Source organism: Arthrobacter sp. Soil_C_49 (assembly GCF_057656635.1).
In genome coordinates this window covers 39,022-58,856 of the sequence record NZ_JBDGJZ010000012.1, presented here as the reverse complement: position 1 = coordinate 58,856, position 19,835 = coordinate 39,022, and the positions used below count along the sequence as shown (strand labels likewise).

Sequence of the window (19,835 nt, the reverse complement as noted above, 5' to 3'; positions counted from 1 at the left end):
GCCGTAATCTTGAAGCCATGAGCCGGAATCTCACCGCGGACCTCGCCGCTGACCTTCGCACGCGCATCGTCGACGGCGTCATCCAGCCAGGCGAGAAGCTCCCCAGCGAAAACACCCTCATCAGCGACTTCGGCGTCAGCCGGACCGTTGTCCGCGCCGCGCTGACCCGGCTCCAGGCCGAGGGACTTGTGGAAACCGAACGGGGGCGTGGCAGCTTCGCCCTTACGCCGCCGTCGGACGGGCCCCAGGCAGTACCAGGGGTCCGTCCGGTGGCCTCCATGGAGGACCGGCTCCATCTGCTCGAGTTCCGCATGGGCGTGGAGACCGAGGCGGCGGCACTTGCCGCCCGCAACCACACTGAACGGCAGCTTCGCGCCGTCACAGCCGCACTTGAGGAGTTCACGGCAAGCGCCGGGCATCCGGCCCACGCCATGAAGTCCGACTTCGAGTTCCACCGGGCCGTGGCGGTGGCATCCGGCAACCCCTATTACTCGGACTGCCTTGCTGCCCTGGGGCAGACGATGATCGCGATGCCGCGCACCCGGCTGATGACCGGCGTCGAGCATTATGCCCGGGACCATTTCGACCAGGTGGTACAGGAGCACCGCTCCATCTCGGACGCCATAGCGGACGGCGACGAGGCTGCCGCGGCGGCGGCCATGCGCAGCCACCTGGCCAACTCACGACGACGGTTCAAGGCATCGGCGCGTCCCTAGCGTCCGCGAACTATCGCCGCCGCGTGGCACCAAGCCGGCTGCCGTCGTCGAACCGGGCCTTAAGGCACCCGGGTCTGGACACAACACCCCGTAACCCCGGGGTGAAAAGTCCAGACAGCGGTGCAACCGGCTTTACCCAAACTCTGTGAACGCAAAAGAGCCCCGGTCCTAAGACCGGGGCTCTTCCTGTTTGCGTGCGCGAGGGGGGATTTGAACCCCCACACCCTTTCGGATACTGGCACCTGAAGCCAGCGCGTCTGCCGTTCCGCCACTCGCGCGCAACTTCCTTTACTGAATCGCGGCCGGTTTCCCTGATCCGCAACCCTGTAAAAGCAGCGAGATCAAGCATAACGGACATTGCAGGGAAAACACCAATTGGGCTCCAGGGCCGCCGCCTGGTGCCCGAAAGAACGGAGCACAAGGGCGCCCCTAGAGAACCGAAGCCCAGGCCTGCACGGTACCAAGGGCAACTGGAAACCGAACTTTTGGCAGCGCCCGGCCGTTGTGGATTAAGGTCATTCACAGGCCTGCCCAGTAGTATCTGATGTAGGAGTGGCTGCTGCCTGCGGCCGCACCAGAGGCTTGGCAACACCACTGCAAGTGCACTTACGGAACGAAAACTGCCCCGCAGCCGGGGGGAAAGGAGAAGAACCATGGGTCTGCTGGACAAGGTGGAACGCGGCATCGAAAAGGCCGTCCGGGGCGTCTTCTCCACCGGCTCGCGCGCCCAGGTGGAACCCGTGGAGATCGCCAGCCGCCTTCGGCGGGAAGTGGACCACAAGTCCCTTACCGTTGCCGCCGGCCGCACCCTGGTGCCCAACGTTTTTGATGTCCAACTCAGCGATGAGGACTTCAAGCGTGCCCAGGAGTGGGGCACCGCCTTGGCTGAGGAACTGTGCGACGTGGTCATTAACCACGTCCGCAGCCAGGGCTACATCCTGCAGGGCCCCGTACGGATCTCGTTCCGGCGGGAGTCCGAGCTCCGGCCCGGCGACTTCGAGATCGTTTCCACCACCGAGAAGTCCGGCACTGCGCCGGCCCGCCCCAACGTACCGGCCGCTCCGAGCCGCCAGCCCGTCCGTATGCAGCCCGTTCTGGACATCGACGGGCAGCGGTATTCACTGAATGCGCCGTCCATCGTTCTGGGCAGGTCTTCGGAAGCGGACATCCACATCGAGGACACCGGGGTTTCCCGCCGCCACCTTGAGATCCGGACGGCCAATGGCGTCACCAGCGCAGTGGACATGGGCTCCACCAACGGCAGCTACGTCAACGGACACAGGGTTTCCGGAAGCACCGAGCTCACCGACGGCTCCACCATCACGATGGGACGAACAAAGATCATCTTCCGCCTGCTCCCCGCCAGCCCGGGTGGCCGCGCATGAGCGAACTGACCATCACCGCCCTGCGGTTCGGCTTCCTGCTCCTGCTGTGGGTGCTGATCTTCAGCATCGTCTCCGCGATGCGCCGCGACCTCATGGTGGGGCGCAAGGCAGCCGCCGGCGCCCCCACCGCCCGCCAGGTCCGCAAGAATCCTGAGCTGGCCGAAGCGCCGCCGCAGCCCGTGAAGCAGCAAGCCCGGCAGTTGGTAGTGGTTGAAGGCCCGCTCAAGGGCACGACGCTTCCGCTGGCCGCCAGCCCCATCCTCCTGGGCCGCGCGCAGGAGGCCACCCTCGTCCTCGAGGACGACTATGCCTCCGGCCGCCACGCCCGGCTATTTCCCCAGGGCAGCCGCTGGTTCATTGAGGACCTCGGCTCCACCAACGGCACGTACCTGGGCGATCAGCAGCTGACCCGCGCCCTGCCCGTTGAACCTGGCGTTCCCGTGAGAATCGGCAAGACGGTCATCGAATTGAGGCCATAGCCGTGGCCGACCCGCAGACTCCCGCACCCGACCCCAAGCCGGTGGAGCGGCCCCTCATCATGCGGTTCGCCGCGCGGTCCGACGTCGGCAAAATCCGATCCAAGAACGATGACTCTGCGTACGCAGGACGGCACTTGGCCGTCGTCGCCGACGGCATGGGCGGCCACGCGGGCGGCGACGTTGCGTCCGCTGCCACCGTTCTGGACATGATCCACCTGGACCACGGCGATTACGACGGCGACGCTGCCACCACTTTGGCGGACGAGATCCAGACCGCCAACTCGCTGCTGTCCGAGCTGGTGCACATCAATCCCAAGCTTGCTGGAATGGGCACCACCGTCACCGCGCTCCTCCTCGCCGAAGGGAAGCTGCACTTCGCCCACATCGGCGATTCCCGCGCCTACCGCCTGCGCGACGGCAAGTTCGAGCAGGTCAGCGTTGACCACACGTTTGTACAGCGGCTCATCGACGAAGGACGCCTCCGCCCCGAAGAGGCCGAAACCCATCCGCACAAAAATGTCCTGATGCGTGTCCTGGGCGACGTGGACGCCAGCCCCGAGCTTGACCTGGACACCCTGGAAGTGAAGCCGGGCGAACGCTGGCTCCTCTGTTCGGACGGGCTCAACTACGTGGCCGGGCATGCCGTGGAACGGACTGTCCGCGAGACCAAGGACCTGCGTGAATGCGCGGAAACCCTGGTGGACCTGACACTTGACGCCGGTTCCCCGGACAACGTCACCGTGGTGATGCTGGAAATCGTTGAGGAAACGCCCGACGACGTCAGCACAGCCGCCGTCGAAGTCGTTCCTGCCCCGGCAGCCACCAAAGCCCCCGCCGCAGCGCAGGACGCACGTCCCCTTGCAGCTGCCGCGCCGGCCGGAACAGACGCCGCCACGGCTGCCGCCGCTCCGCCGGCCGCGAGTCCTGCCGCCACCCCGAGCAAGGACGCGGGAGCCGGGGACGGCCCGGGAAACGGCACAGACAGCAGCAAGGCGGCAGGCTCCGGGACGGATTCCCCGGAAGCAGGGTCCTCCGAACCGGATGCGGCCGAGGATGCTTCCCCGGATGCCGGCTCCACGGACCCGCACCTCGGCGAGCACCTGACCGCCGAAGTACTCCGGGAAGAACTCTCGTCCCGGCCGCACGAGCTGGTGGGAGCAGCGGCAGCCGCCGCGGAAACCGGCTCCATTCCCACTATCGCCGGGCGCACCGTGGCACGGCGTGCGGCCACACTCCTCACCCACAAGGCCGAACCCCAGGCCGGCGACGCCGAAGAGAACCTCGTGCCGCTCAAGCCGCGCCGGTGGGTGACCTGGTCCATCGCCGCCGCCGTGCTGGTGGTCCTGACCGTGGGGCTCTGGCTCGGCTATGCCTGGACTCAAACCCGTTACTACGTTGGTGAATTCGATTCGCGCGTGGCCATCTACAACGGCGTTTCCCAGCGGCTTGGACCCATCCAGCTTTCCACCCTGGAGGCGGTCACCGATATCCGGATGGACTCGCTTCCCCCCTTCTCGCAACAACGCGTCCGCCAGACCGTGCCCGCCCAGGACCTCTACGACGCCCAGCGCATCGTGAAGAACCTTGAACTCACCGGCACCACATCGCCTCAAGAAGGCTGCCCGACGCCGTCGGCATCCCCTGCTGCCTCCACGCCCGCGGCCAGCCCGCCGGTAACGGCCGCGCCCGCACCGGCACCCGACGCCTCAGCCGCTCCGTCGCCTGCCGCCGCGTCCCCCACACCAAGTCCCACAATCACCTGCGAGGGGGGCCAATGAGCCAGCTCAGTACCACGCCCAAGCCGCGACGGAACGTGGAACTCGCGTTGCTCTTACTTGCCCTCACTGTTGGCATCGGCGCCAACATGCTGGTGGGGGTGGACCAGGAAAAGGCTTTTGATTCGGATTTCTGGTTTCAGTCCAGCCTCCTTGCTGTTGCTGCCTTGGTCTTCCACGGTGTGCTCCGCTTCCGGGCCAAATATGCTGATCCGGTAATACTTCCCCTGGTGGTGGCGCTCAACGGACTTGGCCTGGCCATGATCCATCGCCTGGATTCGCCCGGCGAGGACACCGGCAACAACCAGCTCAGATGGACCCTCATCGCCATGGCCGTTGCCATCGCCGTGATCTGGTTCCTCAAGGACCACCGCGTCCTGCGCAGGTTCACCTTCATCTCGCTGGCCGCCAGCGCCCTGCTGCTGTTGCTGCCGCTGATCCCCGGGATCAGTGCCGGCGAGATCCTGGGCGCGCGGGTGTGGATCCGGCTCGGCCCCATGACCTTCCAGCCCGGCGAGGTCGCAAAGATTACCCTCGCAATATTCTTTGCCGGGTATCTATCGTCCAACCGGGACCTGATCCTGCTGGCGGGCCGGAAGATCGGGCCGCTGCAGTTCCCACGGTTCAAGGACATGGGTCCCATGATCACCGCCTGGCTGGTCAGCATCGGCGTGCTCATCTTCCAGCGTGACCTGGGCTCCTCGGTCCTGTTCTTCGGCCTCTTCATCGTGATGATCTACGTCGCCACCAGCCGCATCAGCTGGGTGGTGATCGGCCTGGCACTCATCCTCGGCGGCGGTTTCGTGGCGGCGCAGGTGTTTTCCCACGTCCAGCAGCGCGTGTTCGGATGGCTCAACGCCTTCTCCCCTGAGGTCTACGAGAACGGCAGCCGGCAGGTGATCCAGGGCCTGTTCGGCATGGCCAACGGCGGCCTGGTTGGAACAGGGCTTGGGCAGGGCCGCCCCGATCTGGTGCCCTTTGCCAACAGCGACATGATCATCGCCTCCCTCGGCGAGGAACTCGGGCTGATCGGACTGTTTGCCATCGTCCTGATGTACCTGCTGCTGTTCACCCGCGGTTTCCGCGCCGCCCTCGGAACGCGCGATGCGTTCGGGAAACTGCTGGCCTGCGGCCTGTCCTTCGCCGTGGCGCTGCAGTGCTTTGTGGTGATCGGCGGCGTCACCCGGCTTATTCCCCTGACTGGCCTCACCACCCCCTTCCTGGCAGCCGGTGGTTCGTCGCTGTTGGCCAACTGGATCATTGTGGGGCTGCTCCTGATGATTTCGCATACCGCCCGCGGGCCGGTGGATACCACTCCGCTTCCGTCCGCAAAGGAAGCAGATTCCATGGGCATTGATACTCCTACCGAGGCGGTGAAGCACCCGTGAACCAGGCAATTCGGCATTCTTGGGTAGCGGCAGTTGCCATGTTCGCGCTGCTCTTCGGTGCCATCAGCTTCGTCCAAGTGGTGGGCGCCGACGACCTCAAAGCCAACCCGCTGAACCAGCGCGCGATCCTGCAGAACTATTGCAACGACCGCGGCGCCATCATTGTGGGCGGCACCCCTGTGGCGGAATCGGTGGAGAGCGGTTCGGAAACCTGCAAGTTCCAGCGCACCTACTCGCAGCCGGAGCTGTATGCAGGGATCACCGGGTACTTCTCGCAAAACTATGGCGCCACGGGCCTGGAACAGGCCTTGGGCCAGCAGCTGGCAGGCAACTCGGACCAGCTCTTCCTGGACCGGGTTGGCCAGATGTTCCTGGGAAACCAGCCCAAGGGGGCCTCGGTTGAACTCACGATCGACCCCGAGATCCAGAAGCTCGCCTACGACCTGATTCCGGACGGCCAGCGCGGCTCGATCGTGGTGACCAACCCGAAGACCGGGGCCATCCTGGCCATGGTGTCCAAGCCGTCCTACAACCCGAACCTCGTGGCAACCCAGAACACCGAGGAAGAATCGGCCAACATCAACGAACTGGTCAAGGTTCCCGGCATCAACCTCAACGCCAACGTCAGCGGTCCCACGGGTGAGCAGCTCGCCCCGGGTTCGGTTTTCAAGCTGGTGGACACGGCCGCGGCCCTGGCCTCGGGGAAGTACAACAAGGACAGCGAGCTCCCCAACCCGGCTGAAATGCCCTTTGACGGCATCCAGTACAAGCTTCCCAACTACGCAGGCGGCAACTGCTACACGCGGAGCACGGCGGACTTCGCGTTCGCCCTGCAGCAGTCGTGCAACACCCCGTTTGCCAGCATTGCCCTCGATCTGGGGCGCGACGCCATCGCCGAACAGGCCCGGAAGTTCGGGTTCGGCGAAGACATGGGCGACCAGCTCAAGCTCGGTTACGCCCGGGGCAACGGTTTCCCGGACGACCTGGACGCTCCCGGACTGGCCCAGTCCGCCATCGGGCAGCGTGACGTCCGGGCCACGCCCCTTCAGGTGGCCATGATGACGGCGGCCATCGCCAATGACGGTGTCCAGATGCGGCCCACCCTGATCAAGGCGCTGCGCTCTCCGGACCTGCGGGTGATCGAGGAACCACGGCCGGAACAGCTGCGGACGTCCACCACTCCGGATATTGCCAACCAGATCACCGAATGGATGACCAGCGCGGTAAGCCAGGGCATCGCCAACAGGGCGGCAGTCCCCGGAGTCCAGGTGGCCGGCAAAACGGGCACCGCAGAGTTGGGCAATGGCGTCAACAATTCGTGGTTCACCGGGTTCGCCCCCGCAAACAACCCGCAGGTGGGTGTCACGATCGTTATGGAAGGCGTGGACATCACCACCGGCGCACAGCTAACCAGTCCGAACGCGAAGAAGATTTTTGAGGCGGTGTTGAATAAGTGAGGCCTACAACCGGAATCACCCTCGGCGGCAGATTCCAGCTGACTACGCGGATCGCGATCGGCGGCATGGGTGAAGTCTGGAAAGCCAAAGACCTCGTCCTGGGCCGCATCGTCGCCATCAAGGTGCTGAAAGAGGAATACACGGGAGACCCCGGCTTCCTTCAGCGCTTCCGCGCAGAGGCCCGGCACACCGCGTTGCTCAACCACGTGGGGATCGCCAACGTCTTCGACTACGGCGAGGAAGAGGGCTCCGCCTACCTGGTGATGGAACTCGTTCCGGGCCAGCCTCTGAGCAGCATCATTGAGCATGAGCAGGTACTGTCCCCGGACCGCACGCTGTCCATCATCGCCCAGACGGCCCGTGCGCTTTCCGTTGCCCATGCCCAGGGCCTGGTGCACCGCGACGTGAAGCCCGGCAACCTCCTGATCACTCCTGACGGACGGGTGAAGGTGACCGACTTCGGCATCGCCCGCCTTGCCGACCAGGTGCCGCTGACGCAGACCGGCCAGGTCATGGGCACCGCCCAGTACCTGGCACCGGAGCAGGCCACCGGGCAGACGGCCACGGGGTCCTCGGACATCTACTCGCTGGGCGTCATCGGTTACGAGTGCCTTAGCGGGCACCGGCCGTTCTCCGGCGAGTCCCAGATTGCCATCGCCCTGGCCCAGGTCAACGACGCTCCGCCGCCCCTGCCGGAGTCGCTTCCAGCCCCGGTGCGGGCGCTCCTGATGTCCATGCTGGCGAAGGATCCCAAGAACCGTCCGGCCAACGCCATCAAGCTTGCCGAAGCCGCTGAGGCCATCCGGAACGGGGACATCAGTGCCGCCCGCGCCGCCGTACCGGGCATGCTCCTCTTTGATGCCGCCGACACAGGTCCCATTACCGCCCCAGTGGACACGGCCACCGCCCCCACCGGCGTGATCGGTGCCCAGCGCGACGCGTCCTCCGCGGCCACTTCGGCGTTGCCGGTACTGGGTGCCGGCGCCGCGGGAGCGGCGGCCGGGATGGCAGCAGGGGCGGATTCCTCCGCAGCTGACAGCGAGCCGCAGGGAACGCTGGCCCGCGCCAATGCCCTGGCCGCCGAGCGCAACTGGACTCCGGAAGAGACAACGTACGACGACGAGCCAGCCGATGAGCCACGGCGCAAGGGCCGCAGCCCCTGGACCTGGCCCTTGATCGCCCTGATCCTGCTGCTCCTGTTTGCCCTGGCGGGGTTCCTGGTCAGCCAGATGGGACTTTTCTCGCCCTCGGGCAATCCGTCCTCCAGTGCCCCCTCCACCAGTGCGCCGGCCACCTCCGCCACCCCCACGCGGACCACGGCGTCGGCAACGCCTACCCAGACCGTTGCCACCCCCACGCCGACTCCCACTCCTACACCGGAAACCGTCAATGTCATTCCCGAGGCGTACCTTGGCAAGGACTACCGGACAGTCCAGTCGCAGCTTTCGGCCATGAATCTTGATGTGACAGTCCAGCCGCAGGTTGATGCGAATTCCGCACCCAACACGGTGATTGCCCTGTCCCGCTCGGGCAGGGTGGAAGTGGGTTCGCCAATCACGGTGACGTACGCGGTTGCGCCGTCGCCCGCACCGGCCCCCACCACGCCGGCTCCCACGTCTGCCCCCTCCACTCCGTCTGCGGCAGGACCGACGGCACCGACGTCCCTCCCGGCCTGTGGAAACAACCAGTTGCCCGGCCTGCCTCCCACCTGCCAGCCGTAACCGCCAGGACCAGCCAGTGAACGAGTCAGCGCGCACACCGTTGCACCGGGAGGACAACGTCCCGGTGGATAGCCAGCGTGTCCTCAGCGGACGGTACGAACTGGGCGGCCTGATTGGCCGCGGCGGCATGGCGGACGTCTACCGGGGCTTGGATACCAGGCTGGGCCGTACCGTCGCCATCAAACTGCTCCGGCCGGACATGGCCCGCGACCCGCAGTTCCAGGCGCGCTTCAAGCGTGAGGCGCAGTCGGTAGCGGCGCTGAACCATTCGTCCATCGTGGCGATTTACGATACCGGCGAGCACATGGTCCATGACGGTTCGGATGACGACGTCCGGGTGCCGTACATCGTGATGGAATACGTCGAGGGCAGGACCATCCGGGACCTGATCAGGGCCGATGAGGTCAGCATCGGTCAGGCCATCGACTACTGCCTCGGTGTCCTCGGCGCGCTGGAGTACAGCCACAAGGCCGGAATTGTGCACCGGGACATCAAGCCGGCCAACGTGATGTACTGCGAAGGCACGGACTCCGTGAAGGTCATGGACTTCGGCATTGCCCGGGCCATGGCCGATTCCTCCGCCACGATGACGCAGACGCAGGCCGTGGTGGGCACGGCGCAGTACCTCTCGCCCGAGCAGGCCCGCGGCGAAACAGTGGACGCCCGGAGCGACCTCTACTCCGCGGCCTGCCTGCTGTACGAAATGCTGACCTCCCGTCCGCCGTTTATCGGCGACAGCCCCGTTTCCGTGGCTTATCAGCATGTACGGGAAATTCCAGCACCGGCGAGCAGCCTGAACCCCGAGGTTTCGCCGGCGCTGGACACCGTGCTGGCCAAAGCGCTGCAAAAAAACCGGAATGACAGGTTCCAGGACGCCGCCGCCTTCCAGCGTGCCCTCCGCGCGGCCCGGGCCGGGATTCCTGTCCCCGCTGCTCCGGCCTCCGAGGCCGCCACCGACCCCACCGACCACGTCCCCGCCCCCACCGAAGCGCCCGCCACCGAGGCGTTCGCGGCCACGGGCGCAAGTTTCCTTGACGACGCGCCAACGGGCCGCCTCGCTGCCTTCGGTGCCATAGCGGACGACGACGGCCGCACGGCTCCCGCCGCTTACGAAGCGTCCGCACGCGACGACCTGCCCCTGGGCCTGCCTCCGGAACGTGAGCGCACCGCCCGGCAGAAGTCCCGCCGTCGTGCCTGGGTAGCCACCCTGGTGATCTTTACGCTCCTGGTCCTCGCGGGCGGCGGGCTGTGGGTTTACAACACCGTGAACCGTCCAGCCCCTCCGCCGCCAAAGGTGCAGATCCCGGCAGTGGCCGCGATGACCGAATCCTCGGCACTGCAGGAGCTCTACGGAGCAGACCTCAAACCAAAAATCGTGCGCCTGCAGCACGACACCGTGCCCAAGGGAACGGCCATCGGAACAGATCCGGCGTCGGGCACTTCCATTGACCCCGGATCCGATGTGGTCCTGAACATTTCTGAAGGCCCCAGCGCCGTGAAGATTCCGGACAGCCTTCCCGGCAAGACCGAGGCCGCGGCCAGGGATATCCTGCGCCAGAGCGGGCTCGTGGGAGCACCGTCCACCACCACAGCCAACAGTGCCACGGTCCCGGCCGGCATTGTGATCACCAGCAGTCCTGCCCCCGGGCAGATGGTGGGGGTGGGAACCACGGTTGAGCTGGTGGTGTCCACCGGCAAGGTGGCCGTGCCGGAACTGCGGGCACGTACCCGGGAAGAAGCCGAGGCAGCCCTGAAGGAGCTCAGCCTGGTACCGGCGGTCATCGAGGCGGAGAACGGGCAGGTGGAAGCCGGCAGGGTAACCGACCAGAGCGAGCCGGTGAACGCCGTGGTGGAGCAGGGCAAGACCGTCACGATCGTGGTGGCCAAGGCTCCGCCACCACCGCCGCCGTCAGCCACCCCCACGCCAACCCCCACCCCGACTTCCACGAGGGGCAGCAGGGACCGGGACGGCTAGGCGGAAGCCGCCGGCTAGTGCTGGATGAGCGGGCTCAACTTGGCCGCGCGGGCTGCCGCACCTTTCATGCCGAGGGACTCAAGCCAGTTCCCCAGCATCTGATAGCCGCCCTCGGTGAGCACGGATTCCGGGTGGAACTGGACCCCGCACAGGGGTGCGGTCCGGTGCTGAAGCCCCATCACCACTCCTGACGCGGTTTCCGCGGTGACTTCCAGGACATCCGGAAGAGTTTCGCGGACGGCGGCCAGGGAGTGGTAGCGGGTGGCGGTGACGGGGGAGGGGAGCCCCGAAAAGACGCTGGTTCCGATGTGCTCCACCAGTGACGTCTTGCCGTGCATCAGTTCCGGTGCGTGGGTCACCTTCCCGCCGAATGCCTCGGCCAGCGCCTGGTGTCCCAGGCAGACGCCGAACATGGGCAGGCTGTTCTCGCCGCACCATTTGATCAGGTCGATGCACACGCCGGCCTCAGCAGGATTGCCGGGCCCGGGTGAGATGAGGACGCCGTCACGCGTGCCGGCCAGCTCGATGGCCTCGGCGAGGGTGACGTCGTCGTTGCGGACCACCGTGGTCTCGGCACCGAGCTCCTGGAGGTAGCCCACCAGGGTGTAAACAAAGCTGTCGTAGTTATCCACTACGAGGATCTTGGTTGTGGTCATGGCTGGCTTGCGGAACCAATCGTTGAGTCGGTGAATTGGGTGTACTCGGACATCCACGGGAAAAGGAACTGAACCATCAATACCAGTGCGACGGCGACCAGCACCAGCGAGGTGACGATCCGCAGCCACAGCGGCCCCGGCAGATGGCGGAAGAGCCAGGCGTACATGCTCAGCCCCTTCCCGTCGCTGCGGCCACCTGGGCTGCAATTTCAGCGGGCGGACCGGCCGATGCGGGGCGCCAGCTGTCCAGCAGGGCATAAGCGATGATGCGTTCTTCGGCACCAAAGCGTGGGTTGCAGCTGGTCATGGTGAGGAAGCTTTCCGTGGGCGTGACGCGGGGCCGGGTGGGCACCGGCTCCAGGACGTCGGTCCGTGACGGCATCACGATCTGGTTGTTGCGGAAGACGTAAACATAGAAACCGTCCTTCGTCTGGACGTAGATTTTGTCCCCGGGCACCAGGGTGTGGATGTTGTCCAGGACGGCGCCGTGCGTCTGGCGGTGTCCGGCAACAGCAAAGTTCCCTACCGCTCCGGGCATGGCCGTGTTGCTGTAGTGCCCCAGTCCCAGCGTGTCCAGCACATCCTGGCTGGTGCCCTGCACGATGGGCCGGGTGTAGTTCGGCCCGAACCGGGGGATGTACATAATGCCGATGGTGCCGGCATGGCCGGGCGCGGCCCCCACAACGGGCGGGCCAAAATCTTCCGGCCCGGCAGGGGCCGCGGGCGTTTCCGGGGCCGGCGCGGGGGTGCCAAGATCCTGGGCGAACTCCTTGATCAGTTCGCTCTGCTTGGCGTCCGATTCGACGTTGGTCCACCACAGCTGCCAGGCGACAAAGAGCAGCAAGATGAGGCCGGCGGTAATGAGCAGCTCACCCAGTACCTGGATGGTCCCGCGCAGAAATACGACGCCGACACGCGGCGCAGCGGCGGGCCTCGCCTTTTCCTGCAGTACCACGCGTTCTCCTCCGGGCGGTTGCGTCGGGCATTGGTGCCCTGTGAACTACGACTAGAATTGGCTGCTAGTAAGAATCCAGATTTGACCAAGATCGCGCAGACCGCTGGCAACCTCCTTCTTGCAGGATATCAAGCCCGGAACGCCGAGCTTGCCTCAGCCCGCCAAGGAGAGCCAGTGCCCGAGTCAAAGCCTCGCAAGAAGACCGCCAGCACCACCACGCAGGCTTCGTCACAGACCTACAAGCCCAATCCTGTCTGGTTCAAGCCGGTCATGTTCGGCCTGATGATTATCGGCCTCCTCTGGATCATCACTTTTTACATTAGCGAAGGCCGCCTGCCGGTCCAGGCATGGGAATCATGGAACATCGTGGCTGGCTTCGGCATCGCGATCGTCGGATTCCTGATGACCACGCGGTGGCGTTCATAGCTCCTGACAGCGGGGCGGTGCCGGGCGCGGACGGGCTGGCCCGGCCCCTGTGGGCTTCTACCGATCCGCTCCTGCGCGAGTACTACGACACCGAGTGGGGCCTTCCTGTCCGGGATGAACAGGGACTTTACGAGCGTATTTGCCTCGAAGGGTTCCAGGCCGGGCTCTCGTGGGCCACTATCCTCCGCAAGCGCCCGTCATTCCGGGCGGCCTTCGCCGGTTTCAACCCCGACGCTGTGGCGTTGTTCACCGAAGCCGATGTTGAGCGCCTGATGCAGGACCCCGGCATTGTCCGGAACCGGCTGAAGATCCGCTCCGCCATCACCAATGCCCGGGCCACCGTCGCATTGCGCCAGGAAGGGGGCCTGGTGGATTTTGTGTGGCAGTTCAAGCCGGCGGAAACGCCCCGCCCGGCGCTCCATTCCGAAATTCCCACGCAGTCCCCTGAATCGATCGCGCTTTCGAAGGCGCTGCGGAAAAAAGGGTTCTCCTTTGTTGGACCCACCACCATGTTTGCCCTGATGGAAGCCATTGGCATGGTGGACACCCACCTGCTGGACAGCCACCGGCGCGGATCCTCGGGAATCTGGCCCTTTTCCAGCGCCTAGCATCAGACTTTTCCCCAACTGTTGGGAAAGTTATCCACATTGTTGAAAACTGGGCGGCAGCTGGAGTCAACCGGCGCCATCAAGGGCCCTGCTGTACCAAAGCGCCAATCCGGCCATCCGGATGCGGTTATTAACAGTGTGGAATACCTTGTGGATAACCGGCCGATGTTGCCCGGCCTGCGCTCTTACCGGTCCCGGGTGACAGGGTGGTGGCTGGTGATCGAGACGCGGTTGAATGCGTTCATGGCAATGGCCAGCCAGCTCACCGCCGAAAACTCCTCCTCCGAGAGGTGCTCCCGGGCATAGGCTTCCTCGTGCCCCTGCACACTGTGTCCCGGCAACTCGGTGATGCTCTCGGCCAGTGCCAGTGCTGCCCGCTCCTTCTCGGTAAAGAGGGCAGTTTCACGCCATGCCGGCAGCACGGCCAGGCGCTGCACACTCTCGCCTGCCTCCATGGCTTCCCTTACGTGCAGGTCCAGGCAGTAGGCACATCCGTTGAGCTGCGAGACGCGTACCCGGAGCAGTTCCACGGTGGTTTCGTCGAGGCCGGCTGCCTCGGCGGCCTCCCGTACCTTGAGTCCCAGCCCGTTGAGGGCCCTCCACAGGGCGGGATGCTGTTTGTCGAGATAGACGTGCTGAGTAGTGGCGCTCAAGGGATTCTCCTGCTCGGGGACACACGGCGGCGGGACAACCCGTCGGCGCCCGTTGCAGGGAAGGCCCAGGCCGGCTGTCCGTTGCCACCAGCTTTGCACATCGGCAGTACTGATCTTTTCCACTTACCAACATGGCGATACCCACAAGTTATCCACAGCTGTGGAAAGACTGGGGGAAATTGTTGGCGCAATGGTCCTTTCCGTACCGTACAGCGGGCAATCCCGAGGCCTGAACTACAGGCCTGTCACTTATTAACACTGTGCACAAGGCTGTTGAAAGACTCTGGGGAACGAGTCCGAACCAGTGGCATGTGGCCGTTTTCCCCCTGTTTTTCCACAGCACATGGATTTGGGGCGGTTTTGTCCACTTAAGCACACCCCTATCCCCAAGAGTTATCCACAGGTGTGGATTATCGGCGGGGATATCCAGTTAAAGTCCCGCCGGCTGGCGGGAAAAGCACTTTCCTGATGTGAACTACAGGCGTGTAAGTTACCAACACTGTGGATAAAGGCTGTGGATAAGAAAGGTCCCGGCATCCGCTTGGATGCCGGGACCTTCTATTGCGTATGAAAGCTGTGCTGCGGGACCTACAGGGAGATGCGGATCCAGCTGGCCGCAATAAGCAGGGCCAGGACGGCCACCATCCCGGCTGCCTGGATCAGGCCCTGTCTGGGTCCACGGGGAGTGTAGGCGAGGACGGCCGCGCAAAGGGCGCCCGTCACCAGCCCGCCGAGGTGCGCCTGCCAGGCGATCTGGGGGATCAGGAAGCCGATGACGCCGTTGATGGCGATCAGCACCCAAAGCTGGCGGGTGTCCCCGCCCCGGTGCCGCTGCACCAGCAGCATGGCACCGAAGAGCCCAAAGATGGCGCCGGAAGCACCAACCACTCCCACCAGTCCCTGCCCGGGCACCAGCACCGGGTTCAGGAGCAGGTATCCGACGGAGCCGCCAATGGCGGAGATCAGGTACAGCGCCAAGAAGCGGATACGGCCCAGGAGCGGCTCAAGGGCCTGGCCGAAGATCCACAGCGTGTACATGTTAAGGACGATGTGCAGGACCGAATCCGGTGAGTGCAGGAAAGCTGCCGTGAGCATCCGCCAGGGTTCGAAGGCCCCGTACTCAGGGGTGGCGAACACGTTGTTATAGGCCAGCTGTTCGTAAACAGTTTGGCCCGGGATGATCCACTGCAGCGCATACATCACAATGCATACCGCAATGATGCCGTACGTCACCAACGGTTTGCCGGACGCTGCGGCGCCGCCGTAGACCGTCCGTACTTCCGGCGTCGTACGGCGCGTTTCGTTGACGCAGTCAACGCATTGGAATCCGACGGCGGCCGCCCGCTGGCAGTCCGGGCAGGCGGGACGCCCGCACCGCTGGCAGCGCACATAAGAGGGCCGGTCAGGGTGCCGGGGGCAGACCGGAACCTGCGCGGACGGCTCAGCCGACGGAATTCCGTAACTCATGGAAGGGGATTACAGCTGTTCGATGTCGATGCTGTTGATGGTGACGTCCTCCACCGGGCGGTCACCCATGCCGGTGCGGACGCCCTCGATGGCGTCCACGACCTTCTTGGATTCATCGTCGGCCACTTCACCGAAAATGCTGTGCTTGCCCTGCAGCCAGTCGGTGGGGATGGTGGTGATGAAGAACTGTGACCCGTTGGTGCCCTTGCCCATCTGGATGCCGGCGTTGGCCATGGCCAGCTTGTAGGGCTGGTTGAAGCTGAGCTCGGGGTGGATTTCGTCGTCGAAGCGGTAGCCCGGTCCGCCGGTACCGCGGCCCAGCGGATCGCCGGCCTGGATCATGAAGTCCTTGATGATGCGGTGGAAGATGGTGCCGTTGTACAGCGGCGTACCGGTCTTCTCCTCGCCCGTCTCCGGGTGGGTCCAGGCCTGCTCGCCGGTGGCGAGGCCGATGAAGTTCTTGACGGTCTTGGGCGCGTGGTTGCCGAAGAGGTTGACGACGATGTCGCCGAGGCTTGTGTGGATGGTTGCTTTTGCAGTTGCGATGGCAGTCATAGGGCCCATTCTTTCACGGCGCCCCTGGGTGGGGAGGGCTGGGGGGACAGTTCCGCGCTCGGTGAAATCCGCCTAAAATCCGCGGAGAGAATAGCCGGTGAACATCAAGCCACGTAGGCTAACCACAGACCGTCACATTAATCGGGAGGTAGTTGTGAAGAAATCGGACCGTATTGCCCGTGACCTTGAGCTGTCAGTCACCAGCGCCGTAGAGAATGCTCGGGATTGGGCAACCCCCCGCGTGGAAGCAGCTGTTGACTGGGCCGTGCCCCGTCTCCAGCACAGCCTGGATACTGCGTCTCCCAAGATCCAGGAAGGCCTGAAGACCGCGGCCCACAACCTGGCGGACGGCGTGGCCACTGTCACGCCGCGCATCCAGGACGGCCTGGCACACCTCGCTCCGAGGATCAATGAGGCTGTGGAGGGTGCATCCCCCAAACTCCACGAAGCCCTGGACAAGGCTACGCCCGTCATCCTCAACGCCCGCGACCGCGTGGTGGTTGAATACCTGCCCCGCCTGTCGGACCAGATCGGGCAGGCATCCGATGTTGTGCACCGCACCCTTGAGGGCACCCCGGCACGCGTTGACGCCGTCGCCCAGAAACTGGGCGACGTTGGAATCATCCACGCCCTCCAGGAGCAGGCCCAGGCAACGGGCACGCAGCTGAAGGCAGCCGCAACCGAGGCCGGCCGCACCGTGGGAATCCAGCTGGCCCAGCCCGAGCCGCCCAAGAAGCAGCGCGGCTGGCTAGTGTTTGGTGTCATCGCCGCGGCGGTTGCCGCCGGTGTCGCAGCCTGGAAGGCTTCCAAGCCGGTCGAGGATCCCTGGAAGACGCCGTCCCCGGTCACGCCCACGCCCGCACCGGTCCCGGCAACCACGGTGAACGAAGTTACCGAGGCCAACAGCGGCACCGCGGCTGACACCGCCTCCGCTCCGGCTGCGACAGCTGCCGAAACGGCCGACGATTCCGCGGACAAGGCCAAGCACGTGGCCGAAGACACCAGCGGCACACCAGCCCCGGTAGCCGCCGATGCCAAGACCGCCACGAAGAACATCGCAGCCAACATCGGCAACGCGGACAAGGACACCACCCTGTCCTAGCCTTCAGGGCGTTCCGGATAAGGGCCCCGCTCCAGTGACCAGTTCACTGAAGCGGGGCCCTTTATTCATCTCCTCATGCCGCCGTGCTCCGAAGGAGCACCGCTGATCGGTGCTAGATTTGGACTGATGTCAGCCGATCAATCCTCTGAGGATGCCTTGAACGACGCAGCAGTACAGCCCCGCGTGTCCATTGTCATCCCGGCATACAACGAGGAAAGTGTGATCCGGCAGTGCCTTATAGCTGCCATCTACCAGTCGGTGCCCGCGCACGAAATCATCGTGGTGGACAATCTGTCCAAGGACCGCACCGCCGATATCGTCCGCCAGATGCAGCTTGAGTATCCGGAAAGCCCCATCGTCCTGCTCAGCCAGGACCAGGAACAGGGCCTCATTCCCACCCGCAACTTCGGCCTGGACCACGCCACCGGCGACGTACTGGGCCGCATCGACGCAGATTCCGTAGTGGAGCCGGACTGGGTGGAACAGGTGCAGCGCGCCTTCGCCGACCCCTCAGTCCAGGCCGCCACCGGACCCGTTGTCTATTACGACATGCCCATGCGCCGCTTCGGCCTCAAAGCGGACGACAAAATGCGCCAGCTGATGCTGAAGCTGGCCAAGCACCAGTACCACTTCCTGTTCGGTTCCAACATGGCCCTGCGCTCGTCCGCCTGGCAGATCATCCGCTCCGAGACGTGCCGTGACGAAAAGGACGAGATGCATGAGGACATCGACCTTTCGCTGCACCTGGCAGACCACGACCTGAAGATCAACTACTGTCCCCAGATGGTGTCCGGCATGTCCGCCCGCCGGCTTGAGGATTCACCCCGGGACTACCGCTATTACGTCACCCGGTTCGACCGCACGTATAAGGCCCACAACGTCAAGAAGATGGCCCTGAAGGCACCCATGGTGGTCTTCTTCTCGGTGTACTTTCCGGCCAAACTCCTGCGGGCCATCCACACCGTTAATACGGCACAGCCCGCCCGCCGCGGCGGCCAGTAGGGCTTCCCCCTCCAACAGGGCTCAGTCAGTCCCGAGTTCGGCCAGCGGATGGTCCGGCGGCCCGTCCTGTTCTGCCGCCCCCGGCGTGCGTCCACGCCTTCCGGGCTTTTGGCCGAGGACCACAACGGCGAGCCCCACCAGGATCAGTCCCAGTCCGGCGTAGGTGCCGGCGGGAAGCGTCTCCTGCAGGAACAGGGCCGCCAAAAGGGCCGCACCGGGGATTTCCAGCAGGATGATCATGGACACCAGCAGCGGGCTCATGGTGGCCAGCAGGTGGTTGAAAGCGGTGTGCCCCACGAGCTGGGCGCACACGGTGATGGCCAGGATGCCCAGCCACCCACCGGCTTCGAAGCCGACCAGCGGCTGGCCGCCCAGCAGGGCCATCACCGCCACGAGGGCCGCGCAGACGCCGTAGCAGAGGGTGGTGTACGTTCCGGTGGTCATGCTTTGCCGGGCCTTGCCGCCTGCCAGCGTGTACATGCCCGCCAAGGCTCCGCCCGCCACTGCCAGCAGGTCGCCCAGGAGGGCGTCCGGGGACGATCCCATGTCGAAACCCGTAATTGCCACCACTCCGCCAAAAGCGATGCCCAGGCCGGCCAGCACCTGCCAGCGGTGCCTGGTTCCCCTGAAGAGCTGGAAGACGGCGATCCACGCCGATTGGAGGCACACCAGGGCCGTGGCTGCGGCAACGGAGGTCAGCTGCAGTGACGTGATGAAGCAGGCAAAGTGCAGGGCCAGGGCGACGGCGGCGAGCAGCGACCAGCGGAGCTCGTGCTTGGTCACCCTGCCGAACTGGGCCGGCTCGCGGATGAGCGTGGGGGTGGCCATCACGGCGGCGCCGATGGCGTTGCGCCAGAAGGCGATGGCCAGGGCGCTGACACTGGTGGCACCGAGCGTGGCGGCGATCAGGGGGCCGGAGGAGGCAACGCCCAGCACGCCGAGGGCTGCAATAAGAAAGGCCACCGTCCACCCCTACCTGTCTTCGGCAAAACAAAAGTCCCGGCCAGCGTTTCCGCTGAACCGGGACTTTCCTATGGTGGAGGCACGGGGACTCGAACCCCGAACCCCCTGCTTGCAAAGCAGGTGCGCTACCAATTGCGCCATGCCCCCATAAGAAGCAACCCGTCCATCATACCCTAGAACCTTGGGGCTGCTGACCAGCTCCAGGACCGGGCGCCCGGCCTAGTCAACCGAGTCGGTTGACTTGCTCCAGACAGTTTTCCGGGCTTCGGATTCCTGTGCTTTCCGGTAGACCAGGACGCCTGCGATTGCAGCTGCCAATACCAGCAACTTCTTCACATGCTCCCCGTTCCGGTCCGGCCGCGTGATGCGAACCAGACCTCCACTTGAACCTGCACAGGTTCCGTGGGCGTACCAGGACTTGAACCTGGGACCTCTTCGTTATCAGCGAAGCGCTCTAACCGCCTGAGCTATACGCCCCGATACCTCATCGGGCCGAGACATGACTTTACAGCACATCCCGGCCCGATCTCAAATCGGGCGCTTTCACCGCGG

The 19,835-nt window shown here is 65.0% G+C and carries 20 protein-coding genes and 3 tRNA genes; 12 read left to right on the top strand and 11 right to left on the bottom strand.

Annotation, left to right across the window (positions count from 1 at the left end; genetic code table 11):
• Nucleotides 1–17: 17 nt before the first annotated feature.
• On the top strand, nucleotides 18–716 hold the full coding sequence (locus AC3A4Z_RS17325) for a FadR/GntR family transcriptional regulator (RefSeq protein WP_498712865.1): 699 nt from the start codon (nucleotides 18–20) through the stop codon (nucleotides 714–716).
• Between the two features lie 195 nt (nucleotides 717–911).
• Here the strand turns inward: AC3A4Z_RS17325 and AC3A4Z_RS17320 are convergent.
• Nucleotides 912–994: transfer RNA gene (locus AC3A4Z_RS17320), tRNA-Leu, on the bottom strand.
• A 375-nt stretch (nucleotides 995–1,369) separates the two neighbouring features.
• Between AC3A4Z_RS17320 and AC3A4Z_RS17315 the strand changes: the two genes are divergently transcribed.
• The 7 genes from AC3A4Z_RS17315 to pknB are packed head-to-tail and all read left to right on the top strand — an operon-like array spanning nucleotide 1,370 to nucleotide 10,896.
• The gene (locus AC3A4Z_RS17315; RefSeq protein WP_498712864.1) at nucleotides 1,370–2,101 is read left to right on the top strand and encodes an FHA domain-containing protein; all 732 of its coding nucleotides are present in this window, start codon (nucleotides 1,370–1,372) and stop codon (nucleotides 2,099–2,101) included.
• Nucleotides 2,098–2,580, top strand: a complete 483-nt coding sequence (locus tag AC3A4Z_RS17310; protein WP_493971295.1) for an FHA domain-containing protein FhaB/FipA — start codon at nucleotides 2,098–2,100, stop codon at nucleotides 2,578–2,580. The genes AC3A4Z_RS17315 and AC3A4Z_RS17310 overlap by 4 nt, the downstream gene beginning before the upstream one ends.
• A gap of 2 nt (nucleotides 2,581–2,582) precedes the next feature.
• Complete coding sequence (locus AC3A4Z_RS17305; protein WP_498712863.1) at nucleotides 2,583–4,358, top strand: PP2C family protein-serine/threonine phosphatase; 1,776 nt, start codon at nucleotides 2,583–2,585, stop codon at nucleotides 4,356–4,358.
• Nucleotides 4,355–5,743 carry an FtsW/RodA/SpoVE family cell cycle protein gene (locus tag AC3A4Z_RS17300; protein ID WP_498712862.1) on the top strand — a complete coding sequence of 463 codons (1,389 nt, stop codon included), beginning with the start codon at nucleotides 4,355–4,357 and terminating at the stop codon, nucleotides 5,741–5,743. Before AC3A4Z_RS17305 ends, AC3A4Z_RS17300 begins: the two co-directional genes overlap by 4 nt.
• On the top strand, nucleotides 5,740–7,200 hold the full coding sequence (locus tag AC3A4Z_RS17295) for a peptidoglycan D,D-transpeptidase FtsI family protein (RefSeq protein ID WP_498712861.1): 1,461 nt from the start codon (nucleotides 5,740–5,742) through the stop codon (nucleotides 7,198–7,200). The genes AC3A4Z_RS17300 and AC3A4Z_RS17295 overlap by 4 nt, the downstream gene beginning before the upstream one ends.
• Nucleotides 7,197–8,921 (top strand): serine/threonine-protein kinase, encoded by a 1,725-nt coding sequence (locus AC3A4Z_RS17290; RefSeq protein WP_498712860.1) that lies wholly within the window; start codon nucleotides 7,197–7,199, stop codon nucleotides 8,919–8,921. The genes AC3A4Z_RS17295 and AC3A4Z_RS17290 overlap by 4 nt, the downstream gene beginning before the upstream one ends.
• Nucleotides 8,922–8,937: 16 nt before the next feature.
• Complete coding sequence (gene pknB, locus AC3A4Z_RS17285; protein ID WP_498712859.1) at nucleotides 8,938–10,896, top strand: Stk1 family PASTA domain-containing Ser/Thr kinase; 1,959 nt, start codon at nucleotides 8,938–8,940, stop codon at nucleotides 10,894–10,896.
• Between the two features lie 14 nt (nucleotides 10,897–10,910).
• On the opposite strand, the gene AC3A4Z_RS17280 is transcribed toward pknB, so the two are convergent.
• The 3 genes from AC3A4Z_RS17280 to AC3A4Z_RS17270 are packed head-to-tail and all read right to left on the bottom strand — an operon-like array spanning nucleotide 10,911 to nucleotide 12,507.
• Nucleotides 10,911–11,552: an aminodeoxychorismate/anthranilate synthase component II gene (locus tag AC3A4Z_RS17280; protein WP_493971301.1), complete on the bottom strand. Its 642-nt coding sequence runs from the start codon at nucleotides 11,550–11,552 to the stop codon at nucleotides 10,911–10,913.
• Entirely contained in the window at nucleotides 11,549–11,719 is a 171-nt protein-coding gene (locus tag AC3A4Z_RS17275; protein ID WP_167344690.1) for a hypothetical protein, read from the bottom strand. Before AC3A4Z_RS17275 ends, AC3A4Z_RS17280 begins: the two co-directional genes overlap by 4 nt.
• A gap of 2 nt (nucleotides 11,720–11,721) precedes the next feature.
• Nucleotides 11,722–12,507, bottom strand: a complete 786-nt coding sequence (locus AC3A4Z_RS17270) for a class E sortase (protein ID WP_498712858.1) — start codon at nucleotides 12,505–12,507, stop codon at nucleotides 11,722–11,724.
• A gap of 174 nt (nucleotides 12,508–12,681) precedes the next feature.
• On the opposite strand from AC3A4Z_RS17270, the gene AC3A4Z_RS17265 reads away from it, so the two are divergent.
• On the top strand, nucleotides 12,682–12,933 hold the full coding sequence (locus AC3A4Z_RS17265) for a cell division protein CrgA (RefSeq protein ID WP_498712944.1): 252 nt from the start codon (nucleotides 12,682–12,684) through the stop codon (nucleotides 12,931–12,933).
• Entirely contained in the window at nucleotides 12,930–13,541 is a 612-nt protein-coding gene (locus AC3A4Z_RS17260; protein WP_498712943.1) for a DNA-3-methyladenine glycosylase I, read from the top strand. Before AC3A4Z_RS17265 ends, AC3A4Z_RS17260 begins: the two co-directional genes overlap by 4 nt.
• A 185-nt stretch (nucleotides 13,542–13,726) precedes the next feature.
• On the opposite strand, the gene AC3A4Z_RS17255 is transcribed toward AC3A4Z_RS17260, so the two are convergent.
• From AC3A4Z_RS17255 to AC3A4Z_RS17245, 3 genes are all read right to left on the bottom strand, one after another.
• Nucleotides 13,727–14,194, bottom strand: a complete 468-nt coding sequence (locus AC3A4Z_RS17255) for a carboxymuconolactone decarboxylase family protein (RefSeq protein ID WP_498712857.1) — start codon at nucleotides 14,192–14,194, stop codon at nucleotides 13,727–13,729.
• Between the two features lie 588 nt (nucleotides 14,195–14,782).
• Complete coding sequence (locus tag AC3A4Z_RS17250) at nucleotides 14,783–15,661, bottom strand: rhomboid family intramembrane serine protease (protein ID WP_498712856.1); 879 nt, start codon at nucleotides 15,659–15,661, stop codon at nucleotides 14,783–14,785.
• A 9-nt stretch (nucleotides 15,662–15,670) separates the two neighbouring features.
• The gene (locus tag AC3A4Z_RS17245) at nucleotides 15,671–16,216 is read right to left on the bottom strand and encodes a peptidylprolyl isomerase (RefSeq protein WP_050057103.1); all 546 of its coding nucleotides are present in this window, start codon (nucleotides 16,214–16,216) and stop codon (nucleotides 15,671–15,673) included.
• A gap of 154 nt (nucleotides 16,217–16,370) precedes the next feature.
• On the opposite strand from AC3A4Z_RS17245, the gene AC3A4Z_RS17240 reads away from it, so the two are divergent.
• Together AC3A4Z_RS17240 and AC3A4Z_RS17235 are read left to right on the top strand one after the other, a co-directional pair.
• Nucleotides 16,371–17,318 carry a hypothetical protein gene (locus AC3A4Z_RS17240; RefSeq protein ID WP_498712855.1) on the top strand — a complete coding sequence of 316 codons (948 nt, stop codon included), beginning with the start codon at nucleotides 16,371–16,373 and terminating at the stop codon, nucleotides 17,316–17,318.
• A 126-nt stretch (nucleotides 17,319–17,444) separates the two neighbouring features.
• Nucleotides 17,445–18,320, top strand: coding sequence for a glycosyltransferase (locus AC3A4Z_RS17235; protein ID WP_493971306.1), 876 nt, complete (start codon nucleotides 17,445–17,447; stop codon nucleotides 18,318–18,320).
• A 21-nt stretch (nucleotides 18,321–18,341) separates the two neighbouring features.
• Here the strand turns inward: AC3A4Z_RS17235 and AC3A4Z_RS17230 are convergent, their stop codons facing one another.
• The 4 genes from AC3A4Z_RS17230 to AC3A4Z_RS17215 all read right to left on the bottom strand — a co-directional run bounded on the left by AC3A4Z_RS17230 (nucleotide 18,342) and on the right by AC3A4Z_RS17215 (nucleotide 19,760).
• A complete protein-coding gene (locus AC3A4Z_RS17230; RefSeq protein ID WP_498712854.1) occupies nucleotides 18,342–19,283 on the bottom strand; it encodes a DMT family transporter in 942 nt (313 codons plus the stop codon).
• Nucleotides 19,284–19,354: 71 nt separating this feature from the next.
• Nucleotides 19,355–19,430: transfer RNA gene (locus tag AC3A4Z_RS17225), tRNA-Ala, on the bottom strand.
• Nucleotides 19,431–19,502: 72 nt separating this feature from the next.
• Complete coding sequence (locus AC3A4Z_RS17220; RefSeq protein ID WP_236557331.1) at nucleotides 19,503–19,619, bottom strand: DLW-39 family protein; 117 nt, start codon at nucleotides 19,617–19,619, stop codon at nucleotides 19,503–19,505.
• A 67-nt stretch (nucleotides 19,620–19,686) separates the two neighbouring features.
• Nucleotides 19,687–19,760 (bottom strand) — tRNA-Ile (locus AC3A4Z_RS17215).
• Nucleotides 19,761–19,835 lie beyond the last annotated feature (75 nt).

Bases quoted from the DNA above. Each gene is read 5' to 3' on its own strand.
- AC3A4Z_RS17325 (WP_498712865.1), top strand. From the start codon at position 18: ATGAGCCGGAATCTCACCGCGGACCTCGCCGCTGACCTTCGCACGCGC.
- AC3A4Z_RS17315 (WP_498712864.1), top strand. From the start codon at position 1,370: ATGGGTCTGCTGGACAAGGTGGAACGCGGCATCGAAAAGGCCGTCCGG.
- AC3A4Z_RS17310 (WP_493971295.1), top strand. From the start codon at position 2,098: ATGAGCGAACTGACCATCACCGCCCTGCGGTTCGGCTTCCTGCTCCTG.
- AC3A4Z_RS17300 (WP_498712862.1), top strand. From the start codon at position 4,355: ATGAGCCAGCTCAGTACCACGCCCAAGCCGCGACGGAACGTGGAACTC.
- AC3A4Z_RS17280 (WP_493971301.1), bottom strand. From the start codon at position 11,552: ATGACCACAACCAAGATCCTCGTAGTGGATAACTACGACAGCTTTGTT.
- AC3A4Z_RS17275 (WP_167344690.1), bottom strand. From the start codon at position 11,719: ATGTACGCCTGGCTCTTCCGCCATCTGCCGGGGCCGCTGTGGCTGCGG.
- AC3A4Z_RS17250 (WP_498712856.1), bottom strand. From the start codon at position 15,661: ATGAGTTACGGAATTCCGTCGGCTGAGCCGTCCGCGCAGGTTCCGGTC.
- AC3A4Z_RS17245 (WP_050057103.1), bottom strand. From the start codon at position 16,216: ATGACTGCCATCGCAACTGCAAAAGCAACCATCCACACAAGCCTCGGC.
- AC3A4Z_RS17235 (WP_493971306.1), top strand. From the start codon at position 17,445: ATGTCAGCCGATCAATCCTCTGAGGATGCCTTGAACGACGCAGCAGTA.